26 protein-coding genes are annotated in these 25,236 nt (G+C 70.1%); 19 read left to right on the top strand and 7 right to left on the bottom strand.

What is annotated here, in order from left to right:
* The first annotated feature begins 130 nt into the window (after window positions 1-130).
* From EES48_RS02515 to EES48_RS02585, 15 genes are all read left to right on the top strand, one after another.
* The gene (locus EES48_RS02515) at window positions 131-391 is read left to right on the top strand and encodes an exodeoxyribonuclease VII small subunit (RefSeq protein WP_122464791.1); all 261 of its coding nucleotides are present in this window, start codon (window positions 131-133) and stop codon (window positions 389-391) included.
* Window positions 391-756: a tRNA-binding protein gene (locus EES48_RS02520; RefSeq protein ID WP_122464792.1), complete on the top strand. Its 366-nt coding sequence runs from the start codon at window positions 391-393 to the stop codon at window positions 754-756. The genes EES48_RS02515 and EES48_RS02520 overlap by 1 nt, the downstream gene beginning before the upstream one ends.
* 56 nt (window positions 757-812) lie before the next feature.
* On the top strand, window positions 813-1,688 hold the full coding sequence (locus EES48_RS02525) for a polyprenyl synthetase family protein (protein WP_122465100.1): 876 nt from the start codon (window positions 813-815) through the stop codon (window positions 1,686-1,688).
* A gap of 43 nt (window positions 1,689-1,731) precedes the next feature.
* On the top strand, window positions 1,732-2,127 hold the full coding sequence (locus tag EES48_RS02530; protein ID WP_122464793.1) for a DUF1489 family protein: 396 nt from the start codon (window positions 1,732-1,734) through the stop codon (window positions 2,125-2,127).
* Between the two features lie 112 nt (window positions 2,128-2,239).
* On the top strand, window positions 2,240-2,599 hold the full coding sequence (gene rpoZ / locus EES48_RS02535) for a DNA-directed RNA polymerase subunit omega (RefSeq protein WP_122464794.1): 360 nt from the start codon (window positions 2,240-2,242) through the stop codon (window positions 2,597-2,599).
* Between the two features lie 119 nt (window positions 2,600-2,718).
* On the top strand, window positions 2,719-4,923 hold the full coding sequence (locus EES48_RS02540) for a RelA/SpoT family protein (protein ID WP_276309575.1): 2,205 nt from the start codon (window positions 2,719-2,721) through the stop codon (window positions 4,921-4,923).
* Entirely contained in the window at window positions 4,920-5,705 is a 786-nt protein-coding gene (locus tag EES48_RS02545; RefSeq protein ID WP_122464795.1) for an LOG family protein, read from the top strand. Before EES48_RS02540 ends, EES48_RS02545 begins: the two co-directional genes overlap by 4 nt.
* Window positions 5,706-5,775: 70 nt before the next feature.
* Window positions 5,776-6,402, top strand: coding sequence for an IPTL-CTERM sorting domain-containing protein (locus EES48_RS02550; protein WP_122464796.1), 627 nt, complete (start codon window positions 5,776-5,778; stop codon window positions 6,400-6,402).
* A 39-nt stretch (window positions 6,403-6,441) separates the two neighbouring features.
* A complete protein-coding gene (pyrE, locus tag EES48_RS02555) occupies window positions 6,442-7,029 on the top strand; it encodes an orotate phosphoribosyltransferase (protein ID WP_122464797.1) in 588 nt (195 codons plus the stop codon).
* Complete coding sequence (locus EES48_RS02560) at window positions 7,026-7,775, top strand: pyridoxine 5'-phosphate synthase (RefSeq protein ID WP_122464798.1); 750 nt, start codon at window positions 7,026-7,028, stop codon at window positions 7,773-7,775. The genes pyrE and EES48_RS02560 overlap by 4 nt, the downstream gene beginning before the upstream one ends.
* Window positions 7,772-8,176 (top strand): holo-ACP synthase, encoded by a 405-nt coding sequence (gene acpS / locus EES48_RS02565; protein ID WP_122464799.1) that lies wholly within the window; start codon window positions 7,772-7,774, stop codon window positions 8,174-8,176. The genes EES48_RS02560 and acpS overlap by 4 nt, the downstream gene beginning before the upstream one ends.
* Before the next feature lie 59 nt (window positions 8,177-8,235).
* Window positions 8,236-9,063, top strand: coding sequence for a signal peptidase I (gene lepB / locus EES48_RS02570; protein WP_122464800.1), 828 nt, complete (start codon window positions 8,236-8,238; stop codon window positions 9,061-9,063).
* Complete coding sequence (rnc, locus tag EES48_RS02575; protein WP_122464801.1) at window positions 9,060-9,791, top strand: ribonuclease III; 732 nt, start codon at window positions 9,060-9,062, stop codon at window positions 9,789-9,791. Before lepB ends, rnc begins: the two co-directional genes overlap by 4 nt.
* Window positions 9,788-10,741: a GTPase Era gene (gene era, locus EES48_RS02580; RefSeq protein ID WP_122464802.1), complete on the top strand. Its 954-nt coding sequence runs from the start codon at window positions 9,788-9,790 to the stop codon at window positions 10,739-10,741. Before rnc ends, era begins: the two co-directional genes overlap by 4 nt.
* Window positions 10,742-10,773: 32 nt before the next feature.
* Complete coding sequence (locus EES48_RS02585) at window positions 10,774-12,015, top strand: serine hydrolase domain-containing protein (RefSeq protein ID WP_162997965.1); 1,242 nt, start codon at window positions 10,774-10,776, stop codon at window positions 12,013-12,015.
* On the opposite strand, the gene EES48_RS02590 is transcribed toward EES48_RS02585, so the two are convergent.
* Together EES48_RS02590 and EES48_RS02595 are read right to left on the bottom strand one after the other, a co-directional pair.
* Window positions 12,012-13,685, bottom strand: a complete 1,674-nt coding sequence (locus tag EES48_RS02590; protein WP_122464803.1) for a glycosyl hydrolase family 28-related protein — start codon at window positions 13,683-13,685, stop codon at window positions 12,012-12,014. The genes EES48_RS02585 and EES48_RS02590 overlap by 4 nt on opposite strands.
* Complete coding sequence (locus EES48_RS02595; protein WP_122464804.1) at window positions 13,682-14,449, bottom strand: sterol desaturase family protein; 768 nt, start codon at window positions 14,447-14,449, stop codon at window positions 13,682-13,684. The genes EES48_RS02590 and EES48_RS02595 overlap by 4 nt, the downstream gene beginning before the upstream one ends.
* Window positions 14,450-14,541: 92 nt before the next feature.
* Between EES48_RS02595 and EES48_RS02600 the strand changes: the two genes are divergently transcribed.
* Complete coding sequence (locus tag EES48_RS02600) at window positions 14,542-15,012, top strand: sterol desaturase family protein (RefSeq protein ID WP_240623187.1); 471 nt, start codon at window positions 14,542-14,544, stop codon at window positions 15,010-15,012.
* Here the strand turns inward: EES48_RS02600 and fni are convergent.
* Complete coding sequence (gene fni / locus EES48_RS02605) at window positions 14,979-16,022, bottom strand: type 2 isopentenyl-diphosphate Delta-isomerase (RefSeq protein ID WP_122464806.1); 1,044 nt, start codon at window positions 16,020-16,022, stop codon at window positions 14,979-14,981. The genes EES48_RS02600 and fni overlap by 34 nt on opposite strands.
* 76 nt (window positions 16,023-16,098) lie before the next feature.
* Here fni and EES48_RS02610 point away from each other — a divergent pair, with 76 nt between their 5' ends.
* Both EES48_RS02610 and EES48_RS02615 read left to right on the top strand, forming a co-directional pair.
* Window positions 16,099-17,079 (top strand): ABC transporter ATP-binding protein, encoded by a 981-nt coding sequence (locus EES48_RS02610; protein WP_162997966.1) that lies wholly within the window; start codon window positions 16,099-16,101, stop codon window positions 17,077-17,079.
* Complete coding sequence (locus EES48_RS02615) at window positions 17,076-18,125, top strand: ABC transporter permease (RefSeq protein ID WP_122464808.1); 1,050 nt, start codon at window positions 17,076-17,078, stop codon at window positions 18,123-18,125. Before EES48_RS02610 ends, EES48_RS02615 begins: the two co-directional genes overlap by 4 nt.
* 147 nt (window positions 18,126-18,272) lie before the next feature.
* Here EES48_RS02615 and EES48_RS02620 read toward each other — a convergent pair whose 3' ends face one another.
* From EES48_RS02620 to crtY, 3 genes are read right to left on the bottom strand one after another with little or no spacing between them, the layout of a single operon-like run.
* On the bottom strand, window positions 18,273-19,205 hold the full coding sequence (locus EES48_RS02620; RefSeq protein WP_122464809.1) for a phytoene/squalene synthase family protein: 933 nt from the start codon (window positions 19,203-19,205) through the stop codon (window positions 18,273-18,275).
* Window positions 19,205-20,680, bottom strand: a complete 1,476-nt coding sequence (locus EES48_RS02625) for a phytoene desaturase (RefSeq protein ID WP_122464810.1) — start codon at window positions 20,678-20,680, stop codon at window positions 19,205-19,207. Before EES48_RS02625 ends, EES48_RS02620 begins: the two co-directional genes overlap by 1 nt.
* The gene (gene crtY, locus EES48_RS02630; protein ID WP_122464811.1) at window positions 20,677-21,864 is read right to left on the bottom strand and encodes a lycopene beta-cyclase CrtY; all 1,188 of its coding nucleotides are present in this window, start codon (window positions 21,862-21,864) and stop codon (window positions 20,677-20,679) included. Before crtY ends, EES48_RS02625 begins: the two co-directional genes overlap by 4 nt.
* A gap of 71 nt (window positions 21,865-21,935) precedes the next feature.
* Here crtY and EES48_RS02635 point away from each other — a divergent pair, with 71 nt between their 5' ends.
* Complete coding sequence (locus tag EES48_RS02635; protein WP_122465103.1) at window positions 21,936-22,679, top strand: fatty acid desaturase; 744 nt, start codon at window positions 21,936-21,938, stop codon at window positions 22,677-22,679.
* A gap of 3 nt (window positions 22,680-22,682) precedes the next feature.
* Here the strand turns inward: EES48_RS02635 and galA are convergent, their stop codons facing one another.
* Window positions 22,683-25,163: a beta-galactosidase GalA gene (gene galA, locus EES48_RS02640; RefSeq protein ID WP_338067364.1), complete on the bottom strand. Its 2,481-nt coding sequence runs from the start codon at window positions 25,161-25,163 to the stop codon at window positions 22,683-22,685.
* Window positions 25,164-25,236: the final 73 nt, after the last annotated feature.

Below are 25,236 nucleotides of genomic sequence, written 5' to 3' on the forward strand. Positions count from 1 at the left end.
GGCGCAGATGGGTCTTGTAGCATGGAAACTCAACCGTCGGGGCGGGCGCGACGCCGGGACGCGGCGAAGTCTGGAATGAGAGCGCGGTTCCCCGTTGCTCCCGGCATTGGGGCTGACTAGGGTCACGGCGATGACCGACGCCCCGACCCCCGCCGCTGGCATTCCCGCCGACCTCAGTTTCGAGGACGCGCTGGCGCAGCTGGAGACGATCGTGAACGAGCTGGAGCGCGGGCAAGTCCCGCTGGAACGCTCGATCGAGATCTATGAGCGGGGCGCGGCGCTGAAGGCCCATTGCGAGGCGCGGCTGAAGGCGGCGCAACTTCGGGTCGAGAAGATCGTGGTCGGCTCGGACGGGCAGCCCCGCGGCGTCGAGCCGGCGGAGTTCGGCTGATGTCCGCCGCGACGCCGGGACCGGCGGCGGCGACGATTTCGTTCGACGACTTTTTGAAGGTCGACATCCGGCTGGGCCGGGTGGTCAGGGCCGAGCCCTTCCCGGAGGCGCGCAAGCCGGCCTATCGGCTGACCATCGATTTCGGGGCCGAGATCGGGGTGAAGCGATCCTCGGCGCAGATCACCCGGCACTACACGCTGGATCAGCTGGAGGGGCGGATGGTGGCGGCGGTGGTCAATTTCCCGCCGCGCCAGATCGGGCCGATGATGTCCGAGGTTCTGACCCTGGGCTTTCCCGACGCCGACGGCGAGGTGGTTCTGACCGGAGTCGATCGTGACGCCGTGGTCGGCGGGAGGCTGTTTTGAGCGCCGCCGCCGCTCCGCCCCAGCACCTGATCGCCGCCAATTCGCCGGAGCAGGCGGTGCTGGACCGGGTGGCCGAGGTCGCCGATCTGGTGACGGTGGCGCTGGACGAACTTCTCCCGCGCGCGGACGGGCCGGAATCGCGGCTGACCGAGGCGATGCGCTATGCGGCCCTGGGGCCCGGCAAGCGTCTGAGGCCCTTCTTCGCCCTGGAGGCCGGGCGGCTGTTCGATCTGGACGAGAAGCCGGTGCTGCGCGCGGCCTGCGCCCTGGAGTGCGTGCACGCCTATTCGCTGGTCCACGACGACCTGCCGTGCATGGACGACGACGACATCCGGCGCGGTCGGCCGACCCTGCACCGCGCCTATGACGAGGCCACGGCGGTGCTGGCCGGCGACGCCCTGCAGACCGCCGCCTTCGACATCCTTCTGGACATCGAAACCCACGACGATCCGTTCGTGCGCTGCGAACTGGCGCGGCGGCTGTCCTATGCGTCAGGCGCGCGGGGCCTGGCCGGGGGCCAGATGATCGACCTGCTGGGCGTGCGCGACGATCTGGGCGGGGTGGCCCGGATGCAGCGGCTGAAGACCGGGGCGCTGTTCCAGTACGCCTTCGAGATCGCCCTGATCATCGCCCATGCCCGCGATGAGCACCGTCAGGCGCTGATGATGTTCGCCCACGACATCGGCCTGGCCTATCAGATCGTCGACGACCTGCTGGACGCCGAGGGATCGGCCGAGGAGATGGGCAAGGCCGCCGGCGGCAAGGACGCAGCCCAGGGCAAGACCAATTTCGTCACCCTGCTGGGCATTGAGGCCGCGCGCGAGCGGGTCACCCACCTGACCGCCCAGGCCAAGCGCCACCTCGATCCGTTCGGCGAGGACGCCGACCTGCTGCGCGCCAGTGTCGACTGGATGCTGACGCGGCGGGGGTGAAGGGGTTTCGCGGGCCGGGGCGGGCGACTAGGTAGCGCGCTTCATGTCCCTCAATCTGATCAAGCTGGGCGTCGGCGTGCCGGACGTCGAATGGCTGGAGCGTCGCGCCGCCAGGGGCGGGCCGCTGACCGTCCACACCCGGATGACACCCAAGCGCGCCCGGGAGGTCGAGGACGGCGGATCGCTGTACTGGGTGGTCAAGGGCGTGGTCGGCTGCCGCCAGCCGGTGCTGGACATCAAGACGATCGGCGAGGGGCGGGCCAGCCGCTGCGAGATCATTCTGGAGGCTCGCGTCATCCGCACGGCCCCGCTGGCGCGGCGGCCGTTCCAGGGCTGGCGCTATTTCGACAAGGACGTGCCGGCCGACCTGAGCCAGGCCGGCGAGACGGACCTGCCGGACGATCTTGTGCGGGAACTTCGCGAGATTGGGGCGTGGTGATCTGCGCGCGCAAGGGCTGATCGCCAAACTTCCGCCGCTGCCGCGTTGCACAATCGTCGATCAATCTGTATTTTGTGCGGTTCTCCCCGCTCCCGAGTCCCGAAGGAAGTCCATGGCCCGCGTCACTGTCGAAGACTGCATTCAGAAGGTTCCGAACCGTTTCGGTCTGGTTCTGCTGGCCGGTCACCGCGCCCGCAGCATCGCCAACGGCGCCGCCCTGACCATCGATCGGGACAATGACAAGAACCCGGTCGTGGCCCTGCGCGAACTGGCCGAGGACACCGTCAAGCCGGACGAGCTGACCGAGAGCGTGGTCGTCACCCTGCAGCGCGTCGACGAGCGCACCGAAGCCGAGGACGAGGCCGAGACCGTCGCCCTGCTGGCCCAGCCGCAGCACATGAACATGGCCGAGGCCGACCTGATCCGCGCGCTGCAAAGCGACCGGGACGGCGGCCAGGAGGAGCGCTTCTGACGAGGGCCTCCGCCACCGTCGTAGACCTCCAAACGGCGCGGGCCGCCACGCCGCCCGCCCCAGCACAACCCGAAACCGGCCCCGCGTCGGCGCCCGCCAGCGTCGTCGTGCGGCCCGCCGTGCCCGAAACACCGGACCACGCCGCGCCGGCGCCCAAGAGCCGCGTGCTGCGCCAGTTCGAGCTGGTCGATGCGGTCAAGGCCTATGATCCGACCGCCGACGAGGCCCTGATCAACCGGGCCTATGTCTATGCGATGAAGATGCACGGCTCGCAGATGCGGGCCTCGGGCGATCCCTATTTCGCCCATCCGATCCAGGTCGCCGGCATCCTGACCGACTACCGGCTGGACACCGCGACCATCGTCACGGCCCTGCTGCACGACGTGGTCGAGGACACGTCGGCGACCAAGGCCGACATCGCCCAGATGTTCGGCGACGAGGTGGCCGAGCTGGTCGAGGGCGTGACCAAGCTGAGCCGGCTGGAGATGCAGGCCGAGCACACGCGGCAGGCCGAGAATCTGCGCAAGTTCATCCTGGCCATCAGCCGCGATGTCCGGGTGCTGCTGGTCAAGCTGGCCGACCGTCTGCACAACATGCGGACCCTGCAGTTCGTCAAGCCGCACAAGCGCGAGCGGATCAGCCGCGAGACGCTTGAGGTCTATGCGCCGCTGGGCCGGTCGATCGGCATCCACTCCATCGCCTCCGAGCTGGAGGAGCTAGCCTTCGAGCATCTCAACCCGACGGCGCGCACCGCCATTCAGCGGCGCCTCGACGCGCTGAAGCTGGAGCACGGCGCCGCGGTCGAGAAGGTGGCCGAGGAGGTTGAGCAGGTGCTGTCCGACACCGGCATCCAGGCGCGGGTCCTGGGCCGGCAGAAGACGCCCTATTCGATCTGGCGGAAGCTGCAGAGGAAGTCGGTGGGATTCTCTGCCCTGTCGGACATCTACGGCTTCCGCGTGCTCGTCGAGAACGAGGACGAATGCTACCGCGCGCTCGGCGTCATCCACCGCGAATGGCCGATGGTGCCCGAGCGCTTCAAGGACTTCATCTCCACCCCCAAGTCGAACAACTACCGCAGCCTGCACACCACGGTGGTCGGGCCCGGCGGCCTGCGTATCGAGATGCAGATCCGCACCGAGGTGATGAACCGGGTCGCCGAGGACGGGGTGGCGGCGCACTGGCGCTACAAGAACAAGTCCTATGGCTTCGACCGTGAAGGGATGGAGAAGGACGGCGGGCGCGATCCGCTGCTGACCCTGCGGCACCTCGTGCAGGTGATGGAGCAAGGCGAGGGCGGCGAAGACTGGGTCGAGCACGCCAAGCTGGAGATGTACCTGGATCAGGTCTTCGTCTTCACGCCGAAAGGACAGCTGATCACCCTGCCGCGCGGGGCCATGCCGCTGGACTTCGCCTATTCGGTCCACACCGAGGTGGGCGACACGGCGGTGGGCGCCAAGATCAACGGCGAGCTGAAGCCGATGCGCACCCTGCTGCAGAACGGCGACGTGGTGGAGATCGTGCGCGGCTCCAAGAAGGAGGCGCCCAGCGACTGGCGCAATCTGACCATCACCGGCCGGGCCCGCGCCGCCATCCGCCGCTTCATCCGCGCCAGCGAGCGCGACGAGTTCCAGAAACTGGGCAAGGCGACGCTGGAACAGGCTTTCGCGCGGGTCGACAAGGTGCTGGCCGACGTCGCTTTGGCGCCCGCCCTCGAAACCCTGGTGCTGCAGGGGGAGGAGGATCTCTATGACTCCATCGGTCGCGGGCGTATCTCGGCGACGCGGGTCGTGGAAATCCTGTTCCCAGGGCTGAAGGGCGCAGGCGTGGCCAACAGCGGCCGGCGGCGGATCGAGGATGGAACGGACGCGCGCCTGTTCGTGCGCGGCTCGGGACTGACGCCCGGTGTGGTGATCCACTTCGGCGCCTGCTGTCAGCCGGTGCCGGGAGACCGCATCATCGGTGTGCTGGAGGCCGACCAGGGCCTGACCGTCCACACCATCGACTGCAACCGCCTGGCGGACGCCTCGGACGACGATTCGGTGTGGATGGACCTGCAGTGGACGCCTCAGGCCCAGCACGACGCCGTCGCCACCACCAAGATCGTCGCCACCATGAGGAACGCGCCGGGCGTCCTGGGGCAGGTCGCCACCCTGATCGGGGAGGCCGGCGGCAACATCCTCAACCTGATCATGACCCGTCGCCAGCACGACTTCTTCGACGTCGAGATCGATCTCGACGTCGCCGACGCCCGTCACGCCACGCTGATCATGGCCGCCTTGCGCGCCAATCCGTTCGTCGACGAGGTGGAGCGGGCGCGGGGATGACCTACGAGGCGACGGCCGTTCCTCCGGGGCTCGAGGCTCATCTGAAGTCGCCGTCCTACCGTCTGGCGGCGACCGATCCGGACTTCCTGATGGGCGACTCGATGCGGGGGGTTCGCTTCCTGATGGAGTACGCCAAGGCCGAGGAGGCGCTGAGGGCCTGGGGCGTGCGTTCGACCCTGGTGGTGTTCGGTTCGGCGCGGGTGGGCGCGGATGGCGAGGGCCGCCACGCCTTCTGGTACGAGCAGGCGCGGCTGTTCGGAAAGATCGCCTCGGAGAGGGGCGGAGCGCTGCGCGGCTCGCCGGGTCAGCCGCGCGACAATGTCATCGCCACCGGCGGGGGCCCGGGCATCATGCAGGCCGCCAACCAGGGCGCACACGAGGCCGGCGCGCCCTCGGTCGGCTTCAACGTCACCCTGCCGCACGAGCAATACCCGAACGCCTGGTCGACGCCGGAGCTGACCTTCCGCTTCCACTACTTCGCCATGCGCAAGATGCATCTGGCCATGCGCGCCAATGCGCTGGTGGTGTTTCCGGGTGGGTTCGGCACCCTGGACGAGCTGTTCGAGCTTCTGACCCTGCGCCAGACCGGAAAGGCGCCGCCGATCCCCATCGTGCTGTTCGATCGCGCCTACTGGACCAGCGTCATCAATTTCGACGCCCTGATCGAGCACGGCATGGTCAAGGCCTCGGACATGGACCTGTTCGCCTATGCCGACGACGCCGAGAGCGTGTGGAGGTGTCTGCTGGAGGGCGGACTGAAGCCGGGCGAAGAGATCGTCTGATTTTCGAATAGCGTCGTTACCGAGTTTCCGTTAAGTGAGTCGATCATCGGACAAAGACGGGGGTCGAGCGATGAGACATAACGGATTGGTGGGGCTGGCGGCTGTGGCATGCCTGGCCCTGGCGGGAACGCCGGCGTTCGCGCAGGTCAACATCGCCGACAGTTTCGACACCACCGACGGGACCAGCACCACGCCGACCCGGCTGTTCCGGGACGCCGTGACCTCGGCCTGCGGCGCGCCGAAGGCGTTTCCGGGGACGTTCGGCGCGGACAGCTACGCCTACAAGACCCACACCCTGGTCAACAGCGGGCCGGCGCAGTGCGTCACCATTGATGTGACCGCGAACTGCCCCGGCGCCGCGCCGCAGGTTCACGCCATCGTCTACGATGGCGCCTTCAATCCGGCGGACATCTCCGATGGCTATCTGGCGGACATCGGCTCTTCGACCGGCGACGGCACGACCTACAGCATGGGGGTCGATCTGGCGGCGGGTCAAAGCGTCGACCTCGTTCTGCAAGGCACGGCTGGCACGGCCAGCGCCGCGGGGGTCTGCACCTACACCATCGTCTCGAGCCAACTGGCGGACCCGGCGGCCGTCGTCCCGACGCTGCAGGAATGGGCCATGATCCTGTTGGGCGGCCTAATGGCGGCGACCGGCGCATTCGTGGTCTGGCGGCGCCGGTCGGGCCTCGCCTAGGCGCTTTTCCGGACACGGCGGACGCGTTAGGGGTCACCCATGACCTCCGACGACGTTCTCGACGAATTCCGCCAGGCGGGCGCCCTGCGCGAGGGGCATTTCGTGCTGTCCTCGGGACTGCACAGTCCGGTCTTCCTGCAGAAGAACCTGGTGTTCATGGACGCGCGCCGCTGCGAACGGCTGTGCCGTGCGCTGGCCGAGAAGATCACCGCCACGGTGGGTGCGGTGGATGTCGCCATCTCGCCGGCCGTGGGCGGCATCATCCCCGGCTATGAGACGGCGCGGCATCTGGGCGTGCGGTCGCTCTATGTCGAGCGCGAAGGCGGCGCGTTCAAACTGAGGCGCGGTTTTCACATCGAGCCGGGCGAGCGTGTCGTGATGGTCGAGGACATCGTCACAACCGGCCTGTCGTCGCGCGAGTGCATCGAGGCCATCCGCCAGGCAGGAGGCGAGGTGGTGGCGGCGGCCTGTATCGTCGATCGCTCCGGCGGGCGGGCCGATGTCGGCGTGCCTTTGGTTGCGCTGGCGACCCTGGACGTGCCGGCCTATGCGGCCGACGCCCTGCCGCCCGAACTGGCGGCCCTGCCGGTCGAGGATCCGGGTAGTCGGAGGCTGGCCAAGGCATGAGCCGGCGCATTCGCCTTGGGGTCAATATCGATCACGTCGCCACGGTGCGGAACGCGCGGGGCGGCCTGCATCCCGATCCGGCGCGGGCGGCCGAGGTGGCGTTGCAGGCCGGAGCCGACGGGATCACGGCGCATCTGCGCGAGGACCGGCGCCATATCACGGACGCCGATATCGCGGTGCTGAGCGCGCTGTGCCTGGAGGCCGATCGGCCGCTGAATCTGGAGATGGCGGTCACCGAGGAGATGCTGGCCATCGCCCTGAGGCACCGGCCGCACGCCGCCTGTCTGGTGCCCGAGCGGCGCGAGGAGGTCACCACCGAGGGCGGCCTTGCCGTGGCCGGGCACGAGGCGCGGATCGCGCCTGTGGTCGCCAGACTGGCCGAGGCCGGTATCAGGGTCAGCCTGTTCATCGAGCCCGCTCCGGCCCAGGTCGCGGCGGCCCGCGCGATCGGCGCCCAGGTCGTGGAGTTCCATACCGGGCGCTATTGCCATCTGCCCGCCGAGGCGCGCGCGAGCGAGTTCGCGCGGCTGGCGGATGCGGCGGCCCAGGCCGAGGCTCTGGGACTGGAGGTCCATGCCGGCCACGGCCTGGATTACGGGACCGCGGCCGAGGTGTTGGCCATCCCGGAGATCGTCGAGCTGAACATCGGCCATTTCCTGATCGGCGAGGCCGTGTTCACCGGACTGGAGCCCGCCATCCGCCGCATGCGTGCGGCGATGGACGCCGCGACGGGAGCGCCGGCGTGATCATCGGGGTCGGCGCCGACCTGTGCGACATTCGCCGCATCCAGACCTCGCTGGACCGGTTCGGGGACCGGTTCAAACAGCGTTGCTTCACCGAGCTGGAGCGCACCCGGTCCGACCGCAAGCCGGACGCGGCCTGGAGCTACGCCAAGCGTTTCGCGGCCAAGGAGGCCTGCGCCAAGGCGTTGGGCACCGGCATGCGGCGCGATGTCTATTGGCGCGACATGGGGGTGGTGAACCTGCCGTCGGGCCAGCCGACCCTGGCCCTGACCGGTCATGCCGCCGAGCATCTGGCGCGTCTGACCCCGACGGGTCACGACCCCCGCATTCATCTGACCCTGTCGGACGAGCATCCCTACGCTCTCGCCTTCGTGGTCATCGAAGCCTTGCCCGCCGGGGGCTGAGGCTTTAGCGAGAGGCCTTGGAATTGCCGCGCCGCCGCGGCGAGACGGACCCTTCGCGCATGAGCGACACCAACAAGCCCGACGGCGGCGCCGTCGCCCTGGACCGCGACGCTCCGGCGGGCGACGAGGCGCGCGACGACAAGACCAAGGGCGCCGCGTCCGAAACCGTCGAGATCATCAAGACCGTCTTCTATGCATTGCTGATCGCGGTGGTGCTGCGGGTGCTGTTCTTCCAGCCCTTCACCATCCCCTCGGCCTCGATGGAGCCGAACCTGTACGAAGGCGACTATATCGTCGTCTCCAAGTGGTCCTACGGCTATTCGAAACACTCCATCCCGTTCAGCCCGGGCGTGTTCGACGGCCGCATCCTGGGCAATGCGCCCCAGCGCGGCGACGTGGTGGTGTTCAAGCTGCCCGCCGACAATCGCACCGACTACATCAAGCGGGTGATCGGTCTGCCCGGCGACCGGGTGCAGATGATCTCCAACGTGCTGCACATCAACGGTTCGCCGGTCCAGGACGCCGTGGTGCGGACCGAAGAGGTGGTGGACGCCTTCGGCAGCCGGCCGGCTGTGATCGCGCGCGAAACCCTTCCCAACGGCAAGACCTTCCTGACCCAGGAGTTCGGCCCCGGCCTGCAGCTGGACGACACGCCGGTCTATGAGGTGCCCAACGGCTATTATTTCATGATGGGCGACAACCGCGACAACTCCATCGACAGCCGCGTGGCCATGTCGGCGGGCGGTGTCGGCCTGGTGCCGGAGGAAAATCTGGTCGGCAAGGCCCAGGTCATCCTGTTCAGCTGGACCCCGGGCGCCAGCCTGTTCAACCCGGTCAGCTGGTTCGCAAACCTGCGTCCCAGCCGCTTCTTCACCCGGCTCGAGTGAGCGGCCCGGACCATAGGCCGACCAACAGCCGGGCCGAGGCCGTCCGGGCCCTGACCGAGCGCCTGGGTCATGACTTCGCCGACCGATCCCTGCTGGATCAGGCCCTGACCCACCCCAGCGTGGGGGAGGGGGGCAAGCCCGGCGGCCGTCCCCAGATCGATTATCAGCGGCTGGAGTATCTGGGCGACCGGGTGCTGGGCCTGCTGACGGCCGAACATCTCTATGCCGCCTATCCCGACGCCGCCGAGGGCGAGCTGTCCTCGGCGCTGCACGCCCTGGTCGACAAGAGCGCCTGCGCCCGGGTGGGGCATCGGCTGGGCGTCGGCCCGGCGCTGCGCCTGTCGGCCGGCGAAACCAAGACCGGCGGGCGGCGCAAGGACGGGATCATCGCCGATGCGATGGAGGCTCTCCTGGCGGCGGTCTATCTGGACGGCGGGCTGGAGGCGGCGCGCGGCGTGTACCGTCGCGGGTGGGGCGAGGATCTGGACGCGCCGCCGCGCCGCGCGGTGATCAATCCCAAGTCGGCGCTGCAGGAGTGGGCCCAGAGCCTGGGCCGGCCGCTGCCGAGCTATGCGGTGGTGGAGCGGACCGGTTCGGATCATGCCCCCACCTTTACGGTCGAAACGCGGGTCGAGGGGGTGGAGCCGTCGCGGGCGTCCGGCCGCTCGCGCCAGGAGGCCGAAAAGGCGGCGGCGACCGCCATGCTGACGCGAGAGGGCGTGATTTGACCGACACCGAAACCCCCAACACCCGCGCCGGCTTCGTCGCCTTCATCGGCGCGCCCAATGCGGGCAAGTCGACCCTGGTCAACCGGCTGACCGGGACCAAGGTCTCGATCGTCACCCAGAAGATCCAGACGACGCGCTTTCCCGTGCGCGGCATCGCCATCGAGGGCGACGCCCAGATGGTGCTGGTCGACACGCCCGGCATCTTTTCGCCGCGCCGTCGTCTGGACCGGGCCATGGTCGCCTCGGCCTGGGGCGGGGCGGAGGAGGCCGACGCCGTCGTCCATCTGATCGACGCCCGCTCGCACATCGCCTCGGAAGGCACGTCCGGCACCGCCGCCGACCGGCGCTCGGCCGAGGACACCGAGACGGTCATCGCCGCGCTGAAACAGTCCGGCAAACAGGTCATCCTGGCGCTGAACAAGATCGACGGCATGCGCCGCGACACCCTGCTGAAGCTGTCCCAGGACCTGTTCGCCACCGGCGTCTATGGCGAGGTCTATATGATCTCGGCCGAAACCGGCGATGGCGTCGACGACCTGAAGCAGCGGCTGGCGCGGGCCATGCCCGAGGGACCGTGGCTGTATCCCGAGGACCAGTCGGCCGACGTGCCGATGCGGGTGCTGGCCGCCGAGATCACCCGCGAGAAGCTCTATCTGCGAGTTCACGAGGAGCTGCCCTATGCGGCGGCGGTCGAGACCACCGCCTTCGAGGACAAGCCCGACGGCTCGGCCCGGATCGAGCAGACCGTCTATGTCGAACGCGACAGCCAGCGGCCGATCATCCTGGGAAAGGGTGGCCAGACGCTGAAATGGATCGGACAGAAGGCGCGCGAGGAGCTGACCGTGCTGCTGGACCGGCCGGTCCACCTCTTCATCACGGTCAAGGTCGATCCGCGCTGGCAGGAGAGCCGCGCCCTGTACGCCCAGTTTGGCCTCGATTACGACGCGTGACCGTTTTCAAAGCGTAGAGTTCCTTCAGTCCCTTGGCTTTCCACGTTCCCCGCCGCGCCGGCAATCATCCGCGTATCGTTCTGGCCGCCCTGGCGGCGGTCGCCGTCATCGGCGGCGGGCTGATCGCCTGGACCTATCTGGGCGACACGCCGGCCGTCGCCGAATCCGAGGCGGACGGCCTGCCTCTCCCGACCCGGCCGCCCCTGATCGAGGTGGAGGCGCTGCCCAGGCTCGAAGCGGCGCTGGACGCCAATCCCCGGTTCATGGGGGGGGTGCTGGTGGCCAAGGGCGATCAGGTTCTGTTCCGACAGGTCTATGGCATGGCCGACCGCGAGGCGGGCCGGCAGATGCAGCTGGACAGCCGTTTCCGCCTGGCCTCGGTGTCGAAACAGTTCACCGCCGCCGCCATCCTGAGGCTGCAGGATCGGGGCGTGTTGGATATCCGCGATCCGCTCTGCAAATGGATCACCGAATGCCCCGAGGCCTGGCGGCCAATCCGCCTTCACCACCTGCTGACCCACACGGCCGGTGTGCCCGACCTGATGCAGCAGAGCAGCTGGGGCCTGATCCGGCAGACCCCGCGCACCCCTGAGGAGCTGACCGCCACCACCGCCGAATACCGTCTGTCGTTCGAGCCGGGGACGGCGATCCGCTACTCGAACGCCGGCTACAATCTGTTGGGCGTGGTGGTCGAGCGGGCTTCGGGGATGAGTTTCGAGGACTTCCTGGAAACCCAGTTCTTCGAGCCCCTGGGCATGGCCGACACCGGCTCTGACGCCGACGCGGCCGGCCACGATGTGATCATGGGTTACGGCGACTTCCCGCAGGGCCTGACGCCGCAACCCAACGCCAATGTCAGCGTCGTCTTCGCCTCGGGCGCGCTCTATTCGACCCTGGACGACATGCTGGTGTGGCAGCAGGCGCTGCACCGGGGACATCTGCTCAGCGACTATTCCCACGCCCAGATGGTCATGGACCATGCCCCTATCGATGAGACCGGCGAGCGGGTCGGACGGTCGCGGGCCTTGGGTTACGGCCTCTACGCCGATCGGCTGGGCGAGCGCACCGACGCTCCGTTCAGCGACATGCAGGTCTATCACACCGGCAGCTGGTCGGGGTTCCGCAATCTGGTGCTCTATCAGCCCGATCAGGACGTGACCGTGGTGGTGCTGTCCAACAATTATCATCTGCGGGACATGGTCATGCTGATCGCCCAGCAGGCCATGGCCGAGGCTCTGGGCCGCGACTTCCCCCGCGCCCTGACGCGCGGCTAGGGCGGGGTCACGACGAACTCAGGATCGTACAGGGTCACGGCGCCCAGACCGGTAGCCAGCCGCATTGCGCCCGGACCACGCGCGTCCAGCAAGTTGGGTGCTTCCTCTAGGGCCACGCCTTCGATGGTCACCCCCTCGATCCGCTCCCCGAGGGTGAGCAGCGCCGGCCCGGTGGGGTCGATGATCTCCAGGCCCTCGACCCGGATCGCGGCGTCGTCGATCGGCTGGTCCAGGGCGTAGAGCCACAGAGCTCCGACGCCGAACTTCCAGGCCGGGTCGATCGAACCGGCGCGGACAAGCAGGGTGTCCTCGACCGTGATGTCGCCGCCGAACGGCGTGGCGTCAAAGCGGGCGCCGAGATGCAGACCGCCGCCGCGCGTCAGGCTGTCGGCTGACAGATTACCGCTGAGCCGGACATCCTCGCCGCCGTAGATGGCGACGCCATTGGCCAGGGTCGGGGCGATGACGGTGTTGCGGATCAAGGCGTTGTCCCGGTTCGGGGTCGGATGCGACCACATGGCCAGGCCGTCATCGGCCGCGCCGCGCACGAAGCTGTTCTCGACCGACGAGCCGGTGACCCCACCGTGGAAATTCACCCCGTCGGCCATCTGATCGAGGATGCGCAGATTGATGAGGCGCAGGTGCGCCATGGGGCCGTCGACCCAGACCCCGACCTTGGTGTGCTGGATCCATAGATCCGAGATGACGCTGTCCGACAGCGCGCCCCCGACGCCGTTCAGGGGTGCGCGGTCGTCGCGGTCCATGACCTTGCCCAGGATGGCGAAATGGCCGAGGCGGACGTTGTGGCTGCCCCCGTCCTCGGCGTCGTGGCCGCGCAGGCCGACGCCGTCGCCGAACAGCTCGGTATGCCAGACCCCGGCGCCTTCCAGCGTCACCTCATCGACGAGCAGATGGCCGTCGACCCGGTAGCGCCCCGGCGGCGCCCAGACCGGCCGGCCCGATGACGCGCCGGCGTCCAGCGCGGCCTGAAAGGCGGCCAGCGACGATCGCTCGCCTCCCGGATCAGCCCCATGATCCAGCACCGACAGGGCGTCCGGCGGCGGCGAGCGGGGCGACGAAACCCGCTCCGCGTCGATCACATCCAGCACCGTCCAGGCCTGGCCGCCCGAGGGGGCGATCGTCAGGCGCGCTCCGGCGTCGGCGGACCGGGGCAGGCGCAGGCGGACGTGGGCGAAGGCCTTGTGACCACCTCCCGCCGAGGCGTCGTTGGTGAAGGGATAGGCGCCGTAAAGCCACGAGAAACAGGGGGTCAGGGCCGCGCTGGCTACGGGCGCGCCGTCGATCGACAGGGTGACCGCGCCGTCGCCGTCGTGACAGTCGGGGGCGTCCGGCATGGCGTAGCGCAGGGTCAGGCCGTCGGCGGCCTCGGCCAGCACCAGGCTCAGCGACTGACCCGGCGCCAGTCGCACCGCGCGCCGCCCCGACGCCTCGGCGGCGATCTCGCCCAGGGCGCGGCTGGGACCGATCACCTCGCCGTCGGTCCGTCCGTCCTCGGCCTCATAGGACACGAAGGGCGTGATCGCCCCCCGATCCCCGACCCGCTCGGGCGGCAGGGCGGCGATGGTGGTCGGGGTGGGCTGAGCGACGGCGGGCGTCGCCAGCGCGGCCATCGCCCAGACCGCCGCGCGCGCCAGGCCGCGTGCAGTCATGGAGCCTCGGTCGCTTCGTGCGTCGCCGTCGACGGCCGGGGCCGGGCCGGCCGATCCGCCGCCTCGGTGCCCAGCCACTGGTCCCAGAAGCGGAAATAGAGGCCGTAATTGGCGGTGAACCGGCGGTGATGCTGGTCGTGGTGGGTGGCGGTGATCAGCCATCTGAGGGGCGCGCGCCGCAGCCACGCCTCGGGCCACACCTCACGCCCGGCGTGGTTCAGCACCGCCGTCAGGGTCATCAGGGTGAGCAGGCCCAGCGCCACCCCGACATGGATCGGAATAATCAGGGTCAGGGCCGGCAGGAACCAGGCCGTGGCCGCCGCCTCCACCGGGTCGAAGGCGAAGGAAGCGAAGGCGCTGGGTTCGCGCGACCGATGGTGCTCGGCATGCGCCCAGGGAAACACCCGGGGATGATGCAGCGCCCGGTGAACACCGTAGTAGTAGGCGTCGTGGGCCAGCAGATAGATCACCGCGCTGAGCGGAAGCCACCACAGCGGATGGGCCGCGACATCGGCGTACATGGCCGTCCCGCCCCGCTTCCACAGCTCGATGACCAGCGCCGCCGGCAGGGCGTAGATCGGGCAGGCGATCAGCGAGGCGACGATCTCTCGCCGCATCCGCGCGCGTTGCGGGGCGCGGGTCAGCGCCCGGCCCCGACCCCGGCCCTTCCACAGCACCGCGTGGAACAGCCAGGCCACGCCGAGATAGCGCAGGCCGATGATCAGGCTCAGCGCCGCCGTGGTGATGATCAGGTCCAGGATCATGCGGCCAAGGGTCGCCAACCGAACCCGAACGTCAAGCGGCGATGGCGTCGCGCCGCAGTCGGGCGTAGTCTGGCGCGATGCAGACGGCGGCGATGATCGCGATCTTTCTGGCCACGGTGCTGGGCATGGAGGCCTTCGCCTGGGCGATGCACCGCTGGGTGATGCACGGACCGCTGTGGGGCTGGCACAGGAGCCACCACGAGCCGCGCGACGGCCTGCTGGAGAAGAACGATCTGTTCGCCCTGGTCTTCGCCCTGCCGGCCATCGTGCTGATCGCCATCGGCCTGCACGCCTGGATCTGGGCCCTGCCGGTGGGGCTGGGCGTCACCGCCTATGGGATGATCTATTTCTTCTTCCACGACGGACTGGTGCACCGCCGGTTCCCCACCGTGGTCTCGGGCAAGTCCGGCTTCTGGAAGCGCCGCATCCAGGCGCACCGGCTGCACCACGCCGTGCACACCAAGGAGGGCTGCGTCTCCTTCGGCTTCCTTTGGGTGAGGAGCGCCCGGGCGCTGAAGGCCGAGCTGGCTCAAAAGCGGATGTCGTCCAGCAGCGGCGTCTGAGCCAGGGCCGCGAGATCGGCCGAGCCGGTGCAGAAACAGGCCAGCCGCAGTTGGTCGGCCATGACCTCGAAATGCTCGACGATGGCCTGGGTCGAGTCGAGGGCGGCCTCCAGCACCCCCGCCGCCTGGCCGACCACGCTGGCGCCCAGGCGGATGGCGCGGGCCGCGTCCAGGCCGTCGCGCACACCGCCCGAACCGATGATCGGCAGGCCCGGCGCGGCGCGGGCGACATCGTGGACGGCGCGGGCGGTCGGCACGCCCCAGCCGGCGAAGGCGGCGGCGACCTTTTCGGCCCGGCGGCCCTCGGCGCGCGCGCCTTCGACCAGCCCCCAGTTGGTGCCGCCCGACCCGGCGACGTCCAGAGCCGCCACGCCCAAGGCGTTCAGCCGCGCCGCGACCGGGCCCGACAGGCCCGCGCCCGTTTCCTTGACGATCAGGCGGCCGGGAAAGGCCTGGGCCACGCGGCCGATCGCCGCCTCGACCCCGCGCCAGTCGCGGTCGCCGCCCTCCTGGATGGCCTCCTGCAGCGGGTTAAGATGCAGGATCAGGCCATCGGCGCCGATCTCCTCGACCGCGCGGCGGGCCTGGTCGACGCCATAGCCCAGCGTAAACTGAACCGCCCCCAGATTGGCCAGCAGCGGGACCGATGGAGCCCGGCGGCGCAGGTCGCGGGTCAGGCCAAATCCGCCGTCGGTCTCCAGCGCCACCCTCTGGCTGCCGACCGCCAGGGCGATGCCCAGATGCTCGGCGGCCTCGGCCAGATGGGCGTTGATGGCCTCGGCCCGCGACGGCCCGCCGGTCATGGAGCTGATCAGGAAGGGCAGGCGCAAGGGGCGATCCAGCAGGGAGGCCGTCAGGTCGATGGCGTCCAGGTCCAGCTCCGGCAGGGCGTCGTGCGCGAACCGCACCACCTCGAACCCCGCACCGCCCGCGCCACGGCCGCGCCCGGCCAGGACGTGGTCGATATGCTCGTCCTTGCGTCGGATCAGGGCCTGGGCCGCTTCATCCATGCGTGGCGCTCCCTGGCCCGTTGCATCCGGCCGCCGGTTCGGGCGGAATAGGACCGTAGTCGGCTCCGCGGGGGGCGTGAAGGCGGGAGCGGACATCCTGGGGCGTCGTGACGCGGCAGTCGAAAGCGAGCGGGGCGGGCGGCCGGCCCTGGTCCTGACCGGGGTTCGCGCCGGTTATGGCGGCCTGCCCGTGCTGGACGGCCTGGACCTGACCATCGGCCAGGGCGAGGTCTACGCCCTGCTGGGCCCCAATGGTTCCGGAAAGTCGACGGCGGCGCGGGTGGCCTGCGGGCTGTTGAACGTCAATGCCGGGCTGGTCGAGGTCGGCGAGCGCGAGGTGGTCCTCGACCACCGGGCCCGCCGCTGCATCGGTCTGGCGCCGCAGGAAACGGCGCTGTTTCCTGCCCTGACCGTGCGCGAGACGCTGACGACCGTGGCGCGGTTGGCGGGACTGCGCGGCCGGGCGGTGGGCGAGGCGGTCGAGCGCGCTCTGGAGATCACCGCCGCCGCGCCGCGCGCCGATCACCGGGTGGCGTCCCTGTCCGGAGGCTGGCGACGGCGCGCCAATCTGGCGGCGGCCCTCGTCGGCGACCCGGACCTGATCGTGCTGGACGAGCCGACCGAAGGCGTCGACGCCGAGACCCGTGGCCAGCTGGCCCGGGCCGTGCGCTCGGCCGTGGCCGGCGGCGCCGGCTGTCTGATGATCAGCCACGACGCGGCCTTCGTGGAGGCGACGGCCGATCGCGTCGGAGTCATGGCGCGGGGGCGGCTGGCCGCCGAGGGCGCGCCCCAGGCCCTGCTGGACCAGACCTTCGGCGAGGCGCGGCTGCTGACCGTGCGTCTGGCCCAGCCGGCCGAGGCCGCGCTGGCTCGCGCGCTGGAGGCCTGTGGACTGGAGCCGCGGGACGGCGGGCGACACTGGCGGCGGCTGGCGGCCGACGCAGCCAATCAGGCGGCGGGGCTGTCCGCCCTGGTCGATGAGGCCGGCGGCGAGGTGGCGGTCCGGCGGCCCGGGCTCGACGACCTGGTGGCGCGGATCGTGGAGGAATCGGCATGATCGCCCTGTTCCTGGCCCATGCGCGCGGATTCGTGCGCGACCTGCCCGGTCTGGTCATGACCCTGGCCCTGCCGGCGCTGGTCTATCTGATGTTCTCCGCCATCTTCGGCGCGGGATCGCGCGGCGAGCTCGACCTGACGCTGGCGATCCACGACGGGGCCCAGACTCCGGCCAGCCGGGCCCTCGCCGACGGCCTGGTCGAGGGCGCGGCGCGGGCCGAGTTGCTGGCCGGCGCGGCCGACGCCGAGCGGGCGGTCGAGAGCGGGCGCGCAGACGTCGGGGTGCTGATCGCGCCGGGCTCACCCCTGCCGTCCATCCAGGTGCTGTCCGCCTCGGGTCGAACGGTGGCGGCCCAGGCCGTGCGGGCCGAGCTCGATGCGGCCCTGTCGCCCGCCGAAGCGACGCCCAGCGCGGTGACCGTGCGCGCGGTGGGCCCAGAGGGCGACATGCAGGCGGTCTATTACGCCGGGGCGGTCAGCGTGATGTTCGTCTTCTTCGCCGCCATGCATGGGGCGATGGGGGCGCTGGACGACCGGCGCTCGGGCCTGACGGCGCGGCTGTCCCTGGCGGCGGGCAGCCTGCCGCCGGTGCTGGGGGCGCGGTTCGCCTGGATGACCACGGTGGGCGCGGCGCAAAGTCTGGTCGTGTTCGCCATCGCCTGGCGCGCCCTGCCGCCGCTGGAGCCGCTATCGATCGCGGCGGGGCTGCTGACCTTGATCCTGGTCGCGGCGGCGGGCTCGGGCCTCGCCCTGGCGGTGGTGCTGTGGTGTCGGGCGCGGGACCAGGCCCAGCCGCTGTCGACCGTGGTGGTGCTGCTGCTGGCGGCCCTCGGCGGATCGATGGTGCCGCGCTTCCTGATGCCCGAGCTGTTCCGCGATCTGGGCTGGCTGACCCCCCACGCCTGGGCCATCGAGGCCTATCAGGCGGTGCTGTGGCGCGGCGAGATCGACGGCGTGGTCCAAGGGGCCTGGCTGGTGCTGGCGGGCACGGCCGCCGCAGGCTTCATGATCGCTCTGGCCGCCGAGCGTCGGCGGCGGCTGGGCTGAACCTTTCCTCCCCCGATGCGAAGCTTCGGGGGAGGGGGACCATGCGCAGCATGGTGGAGGGGGCGAACGTCACGCGCCGGCGCTCGCGGCTGCCCCCACCACCGCTTCGCGGTCCCCTCCCCCGCAGGCGGGGGAGGACATCTGGCTTCACACCCGGGTCCACAGCTCCGGTCGGAGCGGGGCGGTGCGCCAGCTGTCGATGGTGCGGACCCAGATGGCGATCAGGAAGCCGCGCGCCACCAGGGCCAACTTGCCGCGACGATTGACGCTAGGGCGGCCATCCCAGGCCTCGGCGCCGATGCGGGCCACCTGCCGGCCGATGGCGCGGTACACGCCGCGCGCCGTGGCGATGGCCCAGGCCGAGCGCCCGCCCAGCTGCGGCAGGCCCCAGCGCGCCGAGGCATAGTAGGGCTCGGCCGCCAGCACCAGGCGCTGGGCCGTGGCGGCGACGGCGCGGCGATGCTCGGGCGCCGCCACCTGGTCGCGCGGCACCCCGGCCTCGTCCAGCCACTGGCCGGGCAGATAGACGCGCCCACCCTTGGCGTCCTCGATCACGTCGCGGGCGATGTTGGTCAGCTGGAAGGCTAGCCCCAGATCCTGGGCGCGCCTCAGGGTCGGCGCGTCGGCCACGCCCATCACCCGCGCCATCATCACCCCGACCACACCGGCCACGTGCCAGGCGTACTCCAGCGTGTCCTCAAGCGTCTCGTAGCGCCGGCCCTCGACGTCCATCTGGAAGCCGTGCAGCAGGTCCATCGGCTCGTGCTCGGGGATGGCGTGACGGGTGACCACGCGCTGAAAGGCCTGGAACACCGGATCGGTCTGGGGCTCTCCGGCCATGGCCGACAGGGTCTGGCGACGCAGCTCGGCCAGTTTGGCTGTGGCCAGCTCGGCGTCGATGCCGACGGCGCCGTGACCCAGCACCTGGCCGTCGATCTCGTCGTCGCAGTGCCGGCACCAGGCGTAGAGCATCCAGGCGTCGTCGCGCACGTCGTGGGGAAACAGGCGCGAGGCCGTGGCGAAGCTCTTGGAGCCCTGCTCGATGGTCCGGCGACTGGTCTCGACGACGACGTCGGACATCAGGCGAGGTCCTCGATCATCAGACCGGCGGTGGCCTTGGCCGAGCCGATCACGCCGGGCACGCCCGCCCCCGGGTGGGTGCCGGCCCCGACGAAATAAAGATTGGGGATGCGGTCGTCGCGATTGTGGACCCGGAAATAGGCGCTTTGGGTCAGGATCGGCTCCAGCGAGAAGGCCGAGCCCCGGTGGGCGTTCAGCTGGTCGCGGAAATCCTCGGGCGTGAAGATGCGGCAGGTGACCAGCTGGTCGGTCAGGCCGGGGATGTAGCGGTCTTCCAAGTACTTCAGGATGCGATCGCGATACTTCGGCCCCTCGACCGCCCAGTCGATCTCGGCCGCGCCCAGATGCGGTACGGGCGCCAGCACATAGAAGGCGTCGCAGCCCTCGGGGGCCAGGCTGGGGTCGGTGCGCGTCGGGGCGTGCAGGTACAGCGAGAAGTCGTCCGACAGCTCGGGTCCCTTGAAAATCTCGCCGATCAGCTCGCGATAGCGCGGCCCGAACAGCACGGTGTGGTGCCGCACCTCCGGATGGACCTGGTTGAGGCCGAAATAGATGACGAACAGCGACATCGAGTGTCGCTTTTCGGCCAGCCGTCCGCCCTCGTCTCGACCGCGCGGGTCATGACCCAGCAGCTTCTGATAGGTGTGGACCACATCGGCGTTGGAGGCGACGGCGTCGAACGCCAGGGTCTCACCGCCCACGACAACACCCGTCGCCCGGCCGCCCTCGGTGGTGATGCGCTCGACCGGCGCGTTCAGCCGGACCTCGCCGCCCAGATCCTGGAGCAGCCGCACCATGCCCTGGATCAGGGCGCCGGTGCCGCCGCGCGGAAACCACACGCCCCAGCGCCGCTCCAGGGCGTGGATCAGGGCGTAGATCGAGGAGGTGGCGAACGGATTGCCGCCGACCAGCAGGGAGTGAAAGCTGAAGGCCTGCCTCAGGTGATCGTCCTGGATGAACGACGCCACCTTGTCATAGACCGAGCGCCAGGCCTGCAGCCGGACCAGTTCGGGCGCCGCCTTGATCATGCTGGCGAAATCCAGGAACGGCTTGGCGCCCAGCTTGACGTAGCCCTCCTGCAGCAGCTCCTCGGAATAGGCCAGGAAGCGGCGATAGCCCTCGACATCGGCCGGATTGCGGGCCGCGATCTGGCGGTCCAGTTCGCCCTGGTCGTTGACGTAGTCGAACACGTCGCCGTCTTCCCAGCACAGCCGGTAGAAGGGCGCGACGGGCAACAGCTCGACATAGTCCGACAGCCGCTTGCCGGCGCCCTCGAACAGCTCTTCCAGCGCCGAGGGGTCGGTGATGACCGTGGGGCCGGCGTCGAAGGTGAAGCCCTGGTCCTGATAGACATAGGCGCGGCCGCCCGGCTTGTCCCGCGCCTCGAACACCGTGACGGCGTGGCCCGCCGACTGCAGACGGATGGCCAGGGCCAGGCCGCCGAAGCCCGAGCCGATGACGGCGATCCGGCTCATGCGACGCTCCTGGGGGCGGCGCCCCGTTCCGGCAGGCAGGCCAGGGCGCGGCCGATCGGCACCGGCGGCTTGCCGGCCAGGATGCGGGCCTTGTCGCCCAGGGTGGCGCGGCCGGCGTAGAAGCGTTCGATCAGGGGCTGGGGCAGACGATAGAACCTTTCCAGGATGCGACGCCGCTGGTGGGGAGCGGCGGCGCGGAACAGCATGCGATTGAGCAGGCGATAGAAGGCCCGCTCGCGCCACAGACGCAAGGCGTGATCGCGCAAGGCTGCTGACACCGTGACGGTGTCGATCACGGGCAGGGCGGCGATCAGATCGGCGGCGCGCACCGCGTCGGGCAGGGAATAGCCGGTGGTGGGGTGGAACAGGCCGGCGCGCAGGCCGGACAGGGCGGAGGCGTCCTGACGGTCCCAATGCGCTTCCAGATCGCCGTCCAGGGCCACCGGCAGCACCCCGTGCTCCTCGCGGATCAGGGTCTCGGGCGTCCAGCCGGCGTCGGACAACCAGCGCCGCACGCCCTCCCGATAGGCCTCGGCGTCCAGGGCGTCGCCGTCGGTGTAGCGGGTGTCCTCGACCAGCACGGTGCGGTCGTCGAAGGGCAGCACATAGACGAAGCGGTAGCCGTCCTCCTGGCTGACCGTGGCGTCCATGACGATGGGCTGGGTAAGGCCGTGCGGCTGCGAGAGCCGCCATTCCTGGCCGACGAATTTCTGAAAGCCGAGCGCGAGGTCGGGCGTGGCGCCCGGGCCCCGGCCATCGATCACCGCGCGGCCGCGCAGAGTCTCGCCCGAGCCGAGCACGACATGGTCGGCGCCCAAGGCAGTGACCGCGGCGCCAAGGGTCACCCGGGCTCCGAGGCGCTCGATCAACCGTTGATGAAACCGCTCGGCGGTCACGCTGGCGTAGGGGGTGGTCAGGCGGCGGCTGTGGCTGGGGAAGCGCACCTCGTAGCCGGGCCAGCGATGCGCGATCAGCGGGTCGATCCACGCCCGTTGGCCCTCGGTCAGGTCGGACTGGAAAAAGGACCAGGTGTGGACGCCGCCCAGGCGGTCGGCCGCCTCCAGAACACGAACCGGAACCTCCGGTCGCGTCTCGGCCAGACGCCAGGCGATCAGGCCATTGGCCAGGCCACCGCCGACCAGCAGCAGCGGAGCCTCGGCATCGCCGGTGGGGGAGGGCGGCATGGGCGACAGGTCGCACGGGGTCGCGGGCGCGGCAAGCGACAAGGCGCCACGCGCGGCGTATGCTGGCGACGATGACCGCCGCCGCCGACATCGCGACCGAGCCCCGCGTGGTTCCCAATCAGGCCCTGATCGGCCTGGGCCTCGCCGCCCTGATCCTGGGCGGCTGGCTGGGGCTGCATGTCTATGGCGTGCACGTCCACCGCTGGACGGCCTGGAGCTGGGTCGTCGCCCCGCTGGTGATCGCGGTCCAGACCTGGCTGAACGTCGGCCTGTTCATCACCGCCCACGACGCCATGCACGGCTCGCTGGCGCCCGGCCGGCCCGGGGTGAATCGCTGGGTCGGGCGGCTGGCGCTTTTTCTGTACGCGGGCTTTCGCTACGACCGACTGGCCCAGGCCCATTACGCCCACCATCGCGCGCCCGGATCGGCCGAGGATCCCGACTTCCATCCCGACGCGCCGCACGCCTTCCGGCCGTGGATCGTCGGCTTCATCCGTCGCTATTTCGGCCTGTTCGAGTTCACCGTCCTGACCGTCGCGGGCCTGATCACCGTGCTGGTGCTGGGCGCCTCGCTGGTCAATGTGCTGGTGTTCTGGGCCCTGCCGGCGGTGCTGTCGGCGGTGCAGCTGTTCACCTTCGGCACCTGGCTGCCGCATCGGCATGAGCGAGAGGGCGGCTTCGTCGACGGCCATAACGCCCGCAGTTCGAACTACGGCTTTTGGCTGTCGTTGCTGACCTGCTTTCACTTCGGCCGCCACCTGGAGCATCACCGCGAGCCGTGGCGGCCCTGGTGGCGGCTGAAGCGGACCGTGTGAGCCTCAGGTTGAACGCAGTCGGACCGTCGCGGCGCGCAGGCCCGGGGCCCGCGCCGTCACGGTGATCGGTCCGCCGCGCCTCTCGGTTTGGACGATGGCCTGGGCCAGGCCGTTGAAGGTCAGGCGGGTCGCGGCGCGGTCGGCCTCGTGACTGACCGGATTGCCGTTGCCGACGCCGATGACGCGCGCCGGACCCTCAATCTCGAACGTCACCTGTTCATTGGCGCGCGGCGAGAACCGCCCCCGAGAGTCCAGCACGCTGACCGCCAGCATGGCGACGTCCTGGCCGTCGGCGTCCAGCCGCTCGCGGTCGGCGCTCAGGGCCAGCCGCGTCGGCGCGCCCGTGGTCTCGCGCCGCACGGGCGGCAGGGCCCGGCCGTCCTTCCAGCCCCGCGCCTCGATCCAGCCGGGCTGATAGGGCACGGCCCATTCCAGATGCCGGTTCGGGACGACGTCCTTCATGCCCATCGACTGACCGTTCACCACCAGCTCGACCCTGTCGACATTGGCGTGGACCCACACAGGGATGGTCTCGCCCAGCCGCTCCGGCCAGTCCCAGTGGGGGAACAGGTGGACCAGGGGCTCGGGCCGCCACCAGGCGCGGTAGAACCAGTAATTGTCCTTGGGGAAGCCACAGGAATCCATCGCTCCGAAATAGGAGGCGACGCTGGGCCAGCGGTTGAACGGCGTCGGCTCGCCACGATAGTCGAACCCGGTCCAGATGAAGCCGCCGGCGATGTAGGGCCGCTCGGCCGCGATCGTCCACCATTCCTCGGCGGTCGAGGCCCACCAGGGGTGTTCGGTGTCATAGGCCGGGACGATGTGGCGGGCGTCGTCGCGGACGTACTCGCCGCGCGTTTGGACCGTCGAGCCGGTCTCGCTGCCCAGGATGGGCTGGCCCGGCACGCGCTGGTGATAGCCCTCCATCAGCGGGGTGCGATAGTTGAAGCCGAGGACATCGACCACCGGCGACACCCCCTCGCCGAACGACTGGTCCAGGGCGGCGGTAACCGGGCGGGTCGGATCTAGCCGGTTGACCAGCCGCTTCATGGTGCGGCCGATCCGGGCGCCGCGGGCGTTGCCCTGGATGGCCTGCTCCTCGTTGCCGATGGACCAGGCGATGACCGAGGGCCGGTTGCGGTCACGCCGCACCAGGGTCTCCAGCTCGGCCATGGCGGCCCTGTCCGAGGCCATGCGGCGGGTCTCGTCGATCACCACGATGCCCAGGTCGTCGCAGGCGTCGAGCAGTTCGGGCGTCGGCGGATTATGCGAGGCGCGATAGGCGTTGCAGCCCATCGCCTTCAACTGTTCGATCCGCCAATACTGCAGCCGATCCGGCACGGCCGCCCCAACGCCCGCGTGATCCTGATGGCAGCAGGCGCCGAGCAGCTTCATCGACCGGCCGTTCAGGAAGAAGCCCTGCCGGGGATCGAAGCGGAAAGTCCGCACGCCGAAGCTCTGCTCATAGCGATCGACCGGGCGGCCCGCGACCGAGACCTCGGCCACCAGCCGGTGCAGGCGCGGCGTCTCGATCGACCACAGCGGCGCGCGCGGCCAGGCCAGGGCGGCGGTCGCCTGACCCTTGCCCCAGCCGTCCAGCCGAACCGTCTGGCGCTGCTCCGCGACGCGGGCGCCATTGGGGTCCAGCACGGTCAGGCGAACCTCAGCGTCGGCTGGCGCATCGGTCTCGTTGGCCAGATCGACGACCACCTCGGCGTTCGCGCCGTCGCCCTCCGGCGTGGCGCGGACCAGGGCGCCCCACTGCGGCACGTGGACCGGGTCGGTCACCACCAGCCAGACGTGGCGATAAATGCCCGCGCCCTCATAGAACCAGCCCTCGCCCAGGCTGGCGTCGACGCGGACGGTCAGGATGTTCGGCTCTCCGACCGCCGCCACATCGGTGATGTCGAGGCGGAACGGCGAATAGCCGCCCTCGTGCTCGTGCACGATGTGGCCGTTCAGGAAGACGGTGACGTCGCGAAAGGCTCCGTCGAACTCCAGCGACAGCCGCTTGCCGGCCAGGTCGGCGGGCAGGGTCAGCGGCAGGCGGTACCAGCCGACGCTGGTGTCCGGGTATTCGCGGCCCAGCGGCTTGAAGCCGTGGGCGGCGCGGGGGTCTTCCTCGCCCTCGGGGGGCGGCGAGGGGCTGGGCGTGAACGGCAGGTCGATGGCCCAGTCGTGCGGCAGGCGCACCTCGGTCCAGCCGGCGTCGTCGAACTCGGCCTCGGCGGCCTCGGCCACCCGCATGCCCGCCTTGGCGTAGGTGCGCTGGTCGCGGCCGAAACCAAAGTCCCGGTCAGGGTCGTGGGCGTGACCCAGGGCGAAACGCCAGCCGTCCGACAGCCGGAGCCGCCGGCGGGGGGAGGTCGCCGCCGCCCCGGGCCCGGTCTGGCCTAGGGCCGGCGATCCCGCCGCCAGAGCCGTGGCTGTTAGTCCGCCTTTCAGCAGCGCGCGCCTAGACGCCGCCAGTCCCTTGCCCATCATTTCCGCCCCTGGATCGTGTGTCCGAACCTTGTCGCGTCAATGAAATAGGTTTTGCTGGTGAAGTCAAAGCGGC

The sequence above is a fragment of the Brevundimonas lutea genome, from assembly GCF_003704105.1.
GTDB classification, from domain to species: domain Bacteria; phylum Pseudomonadota; class Alphaproteobacteria; order Caulobacterales; family Caulobacteraceae; genus Brevundimonas; species Brevundimonas lutea.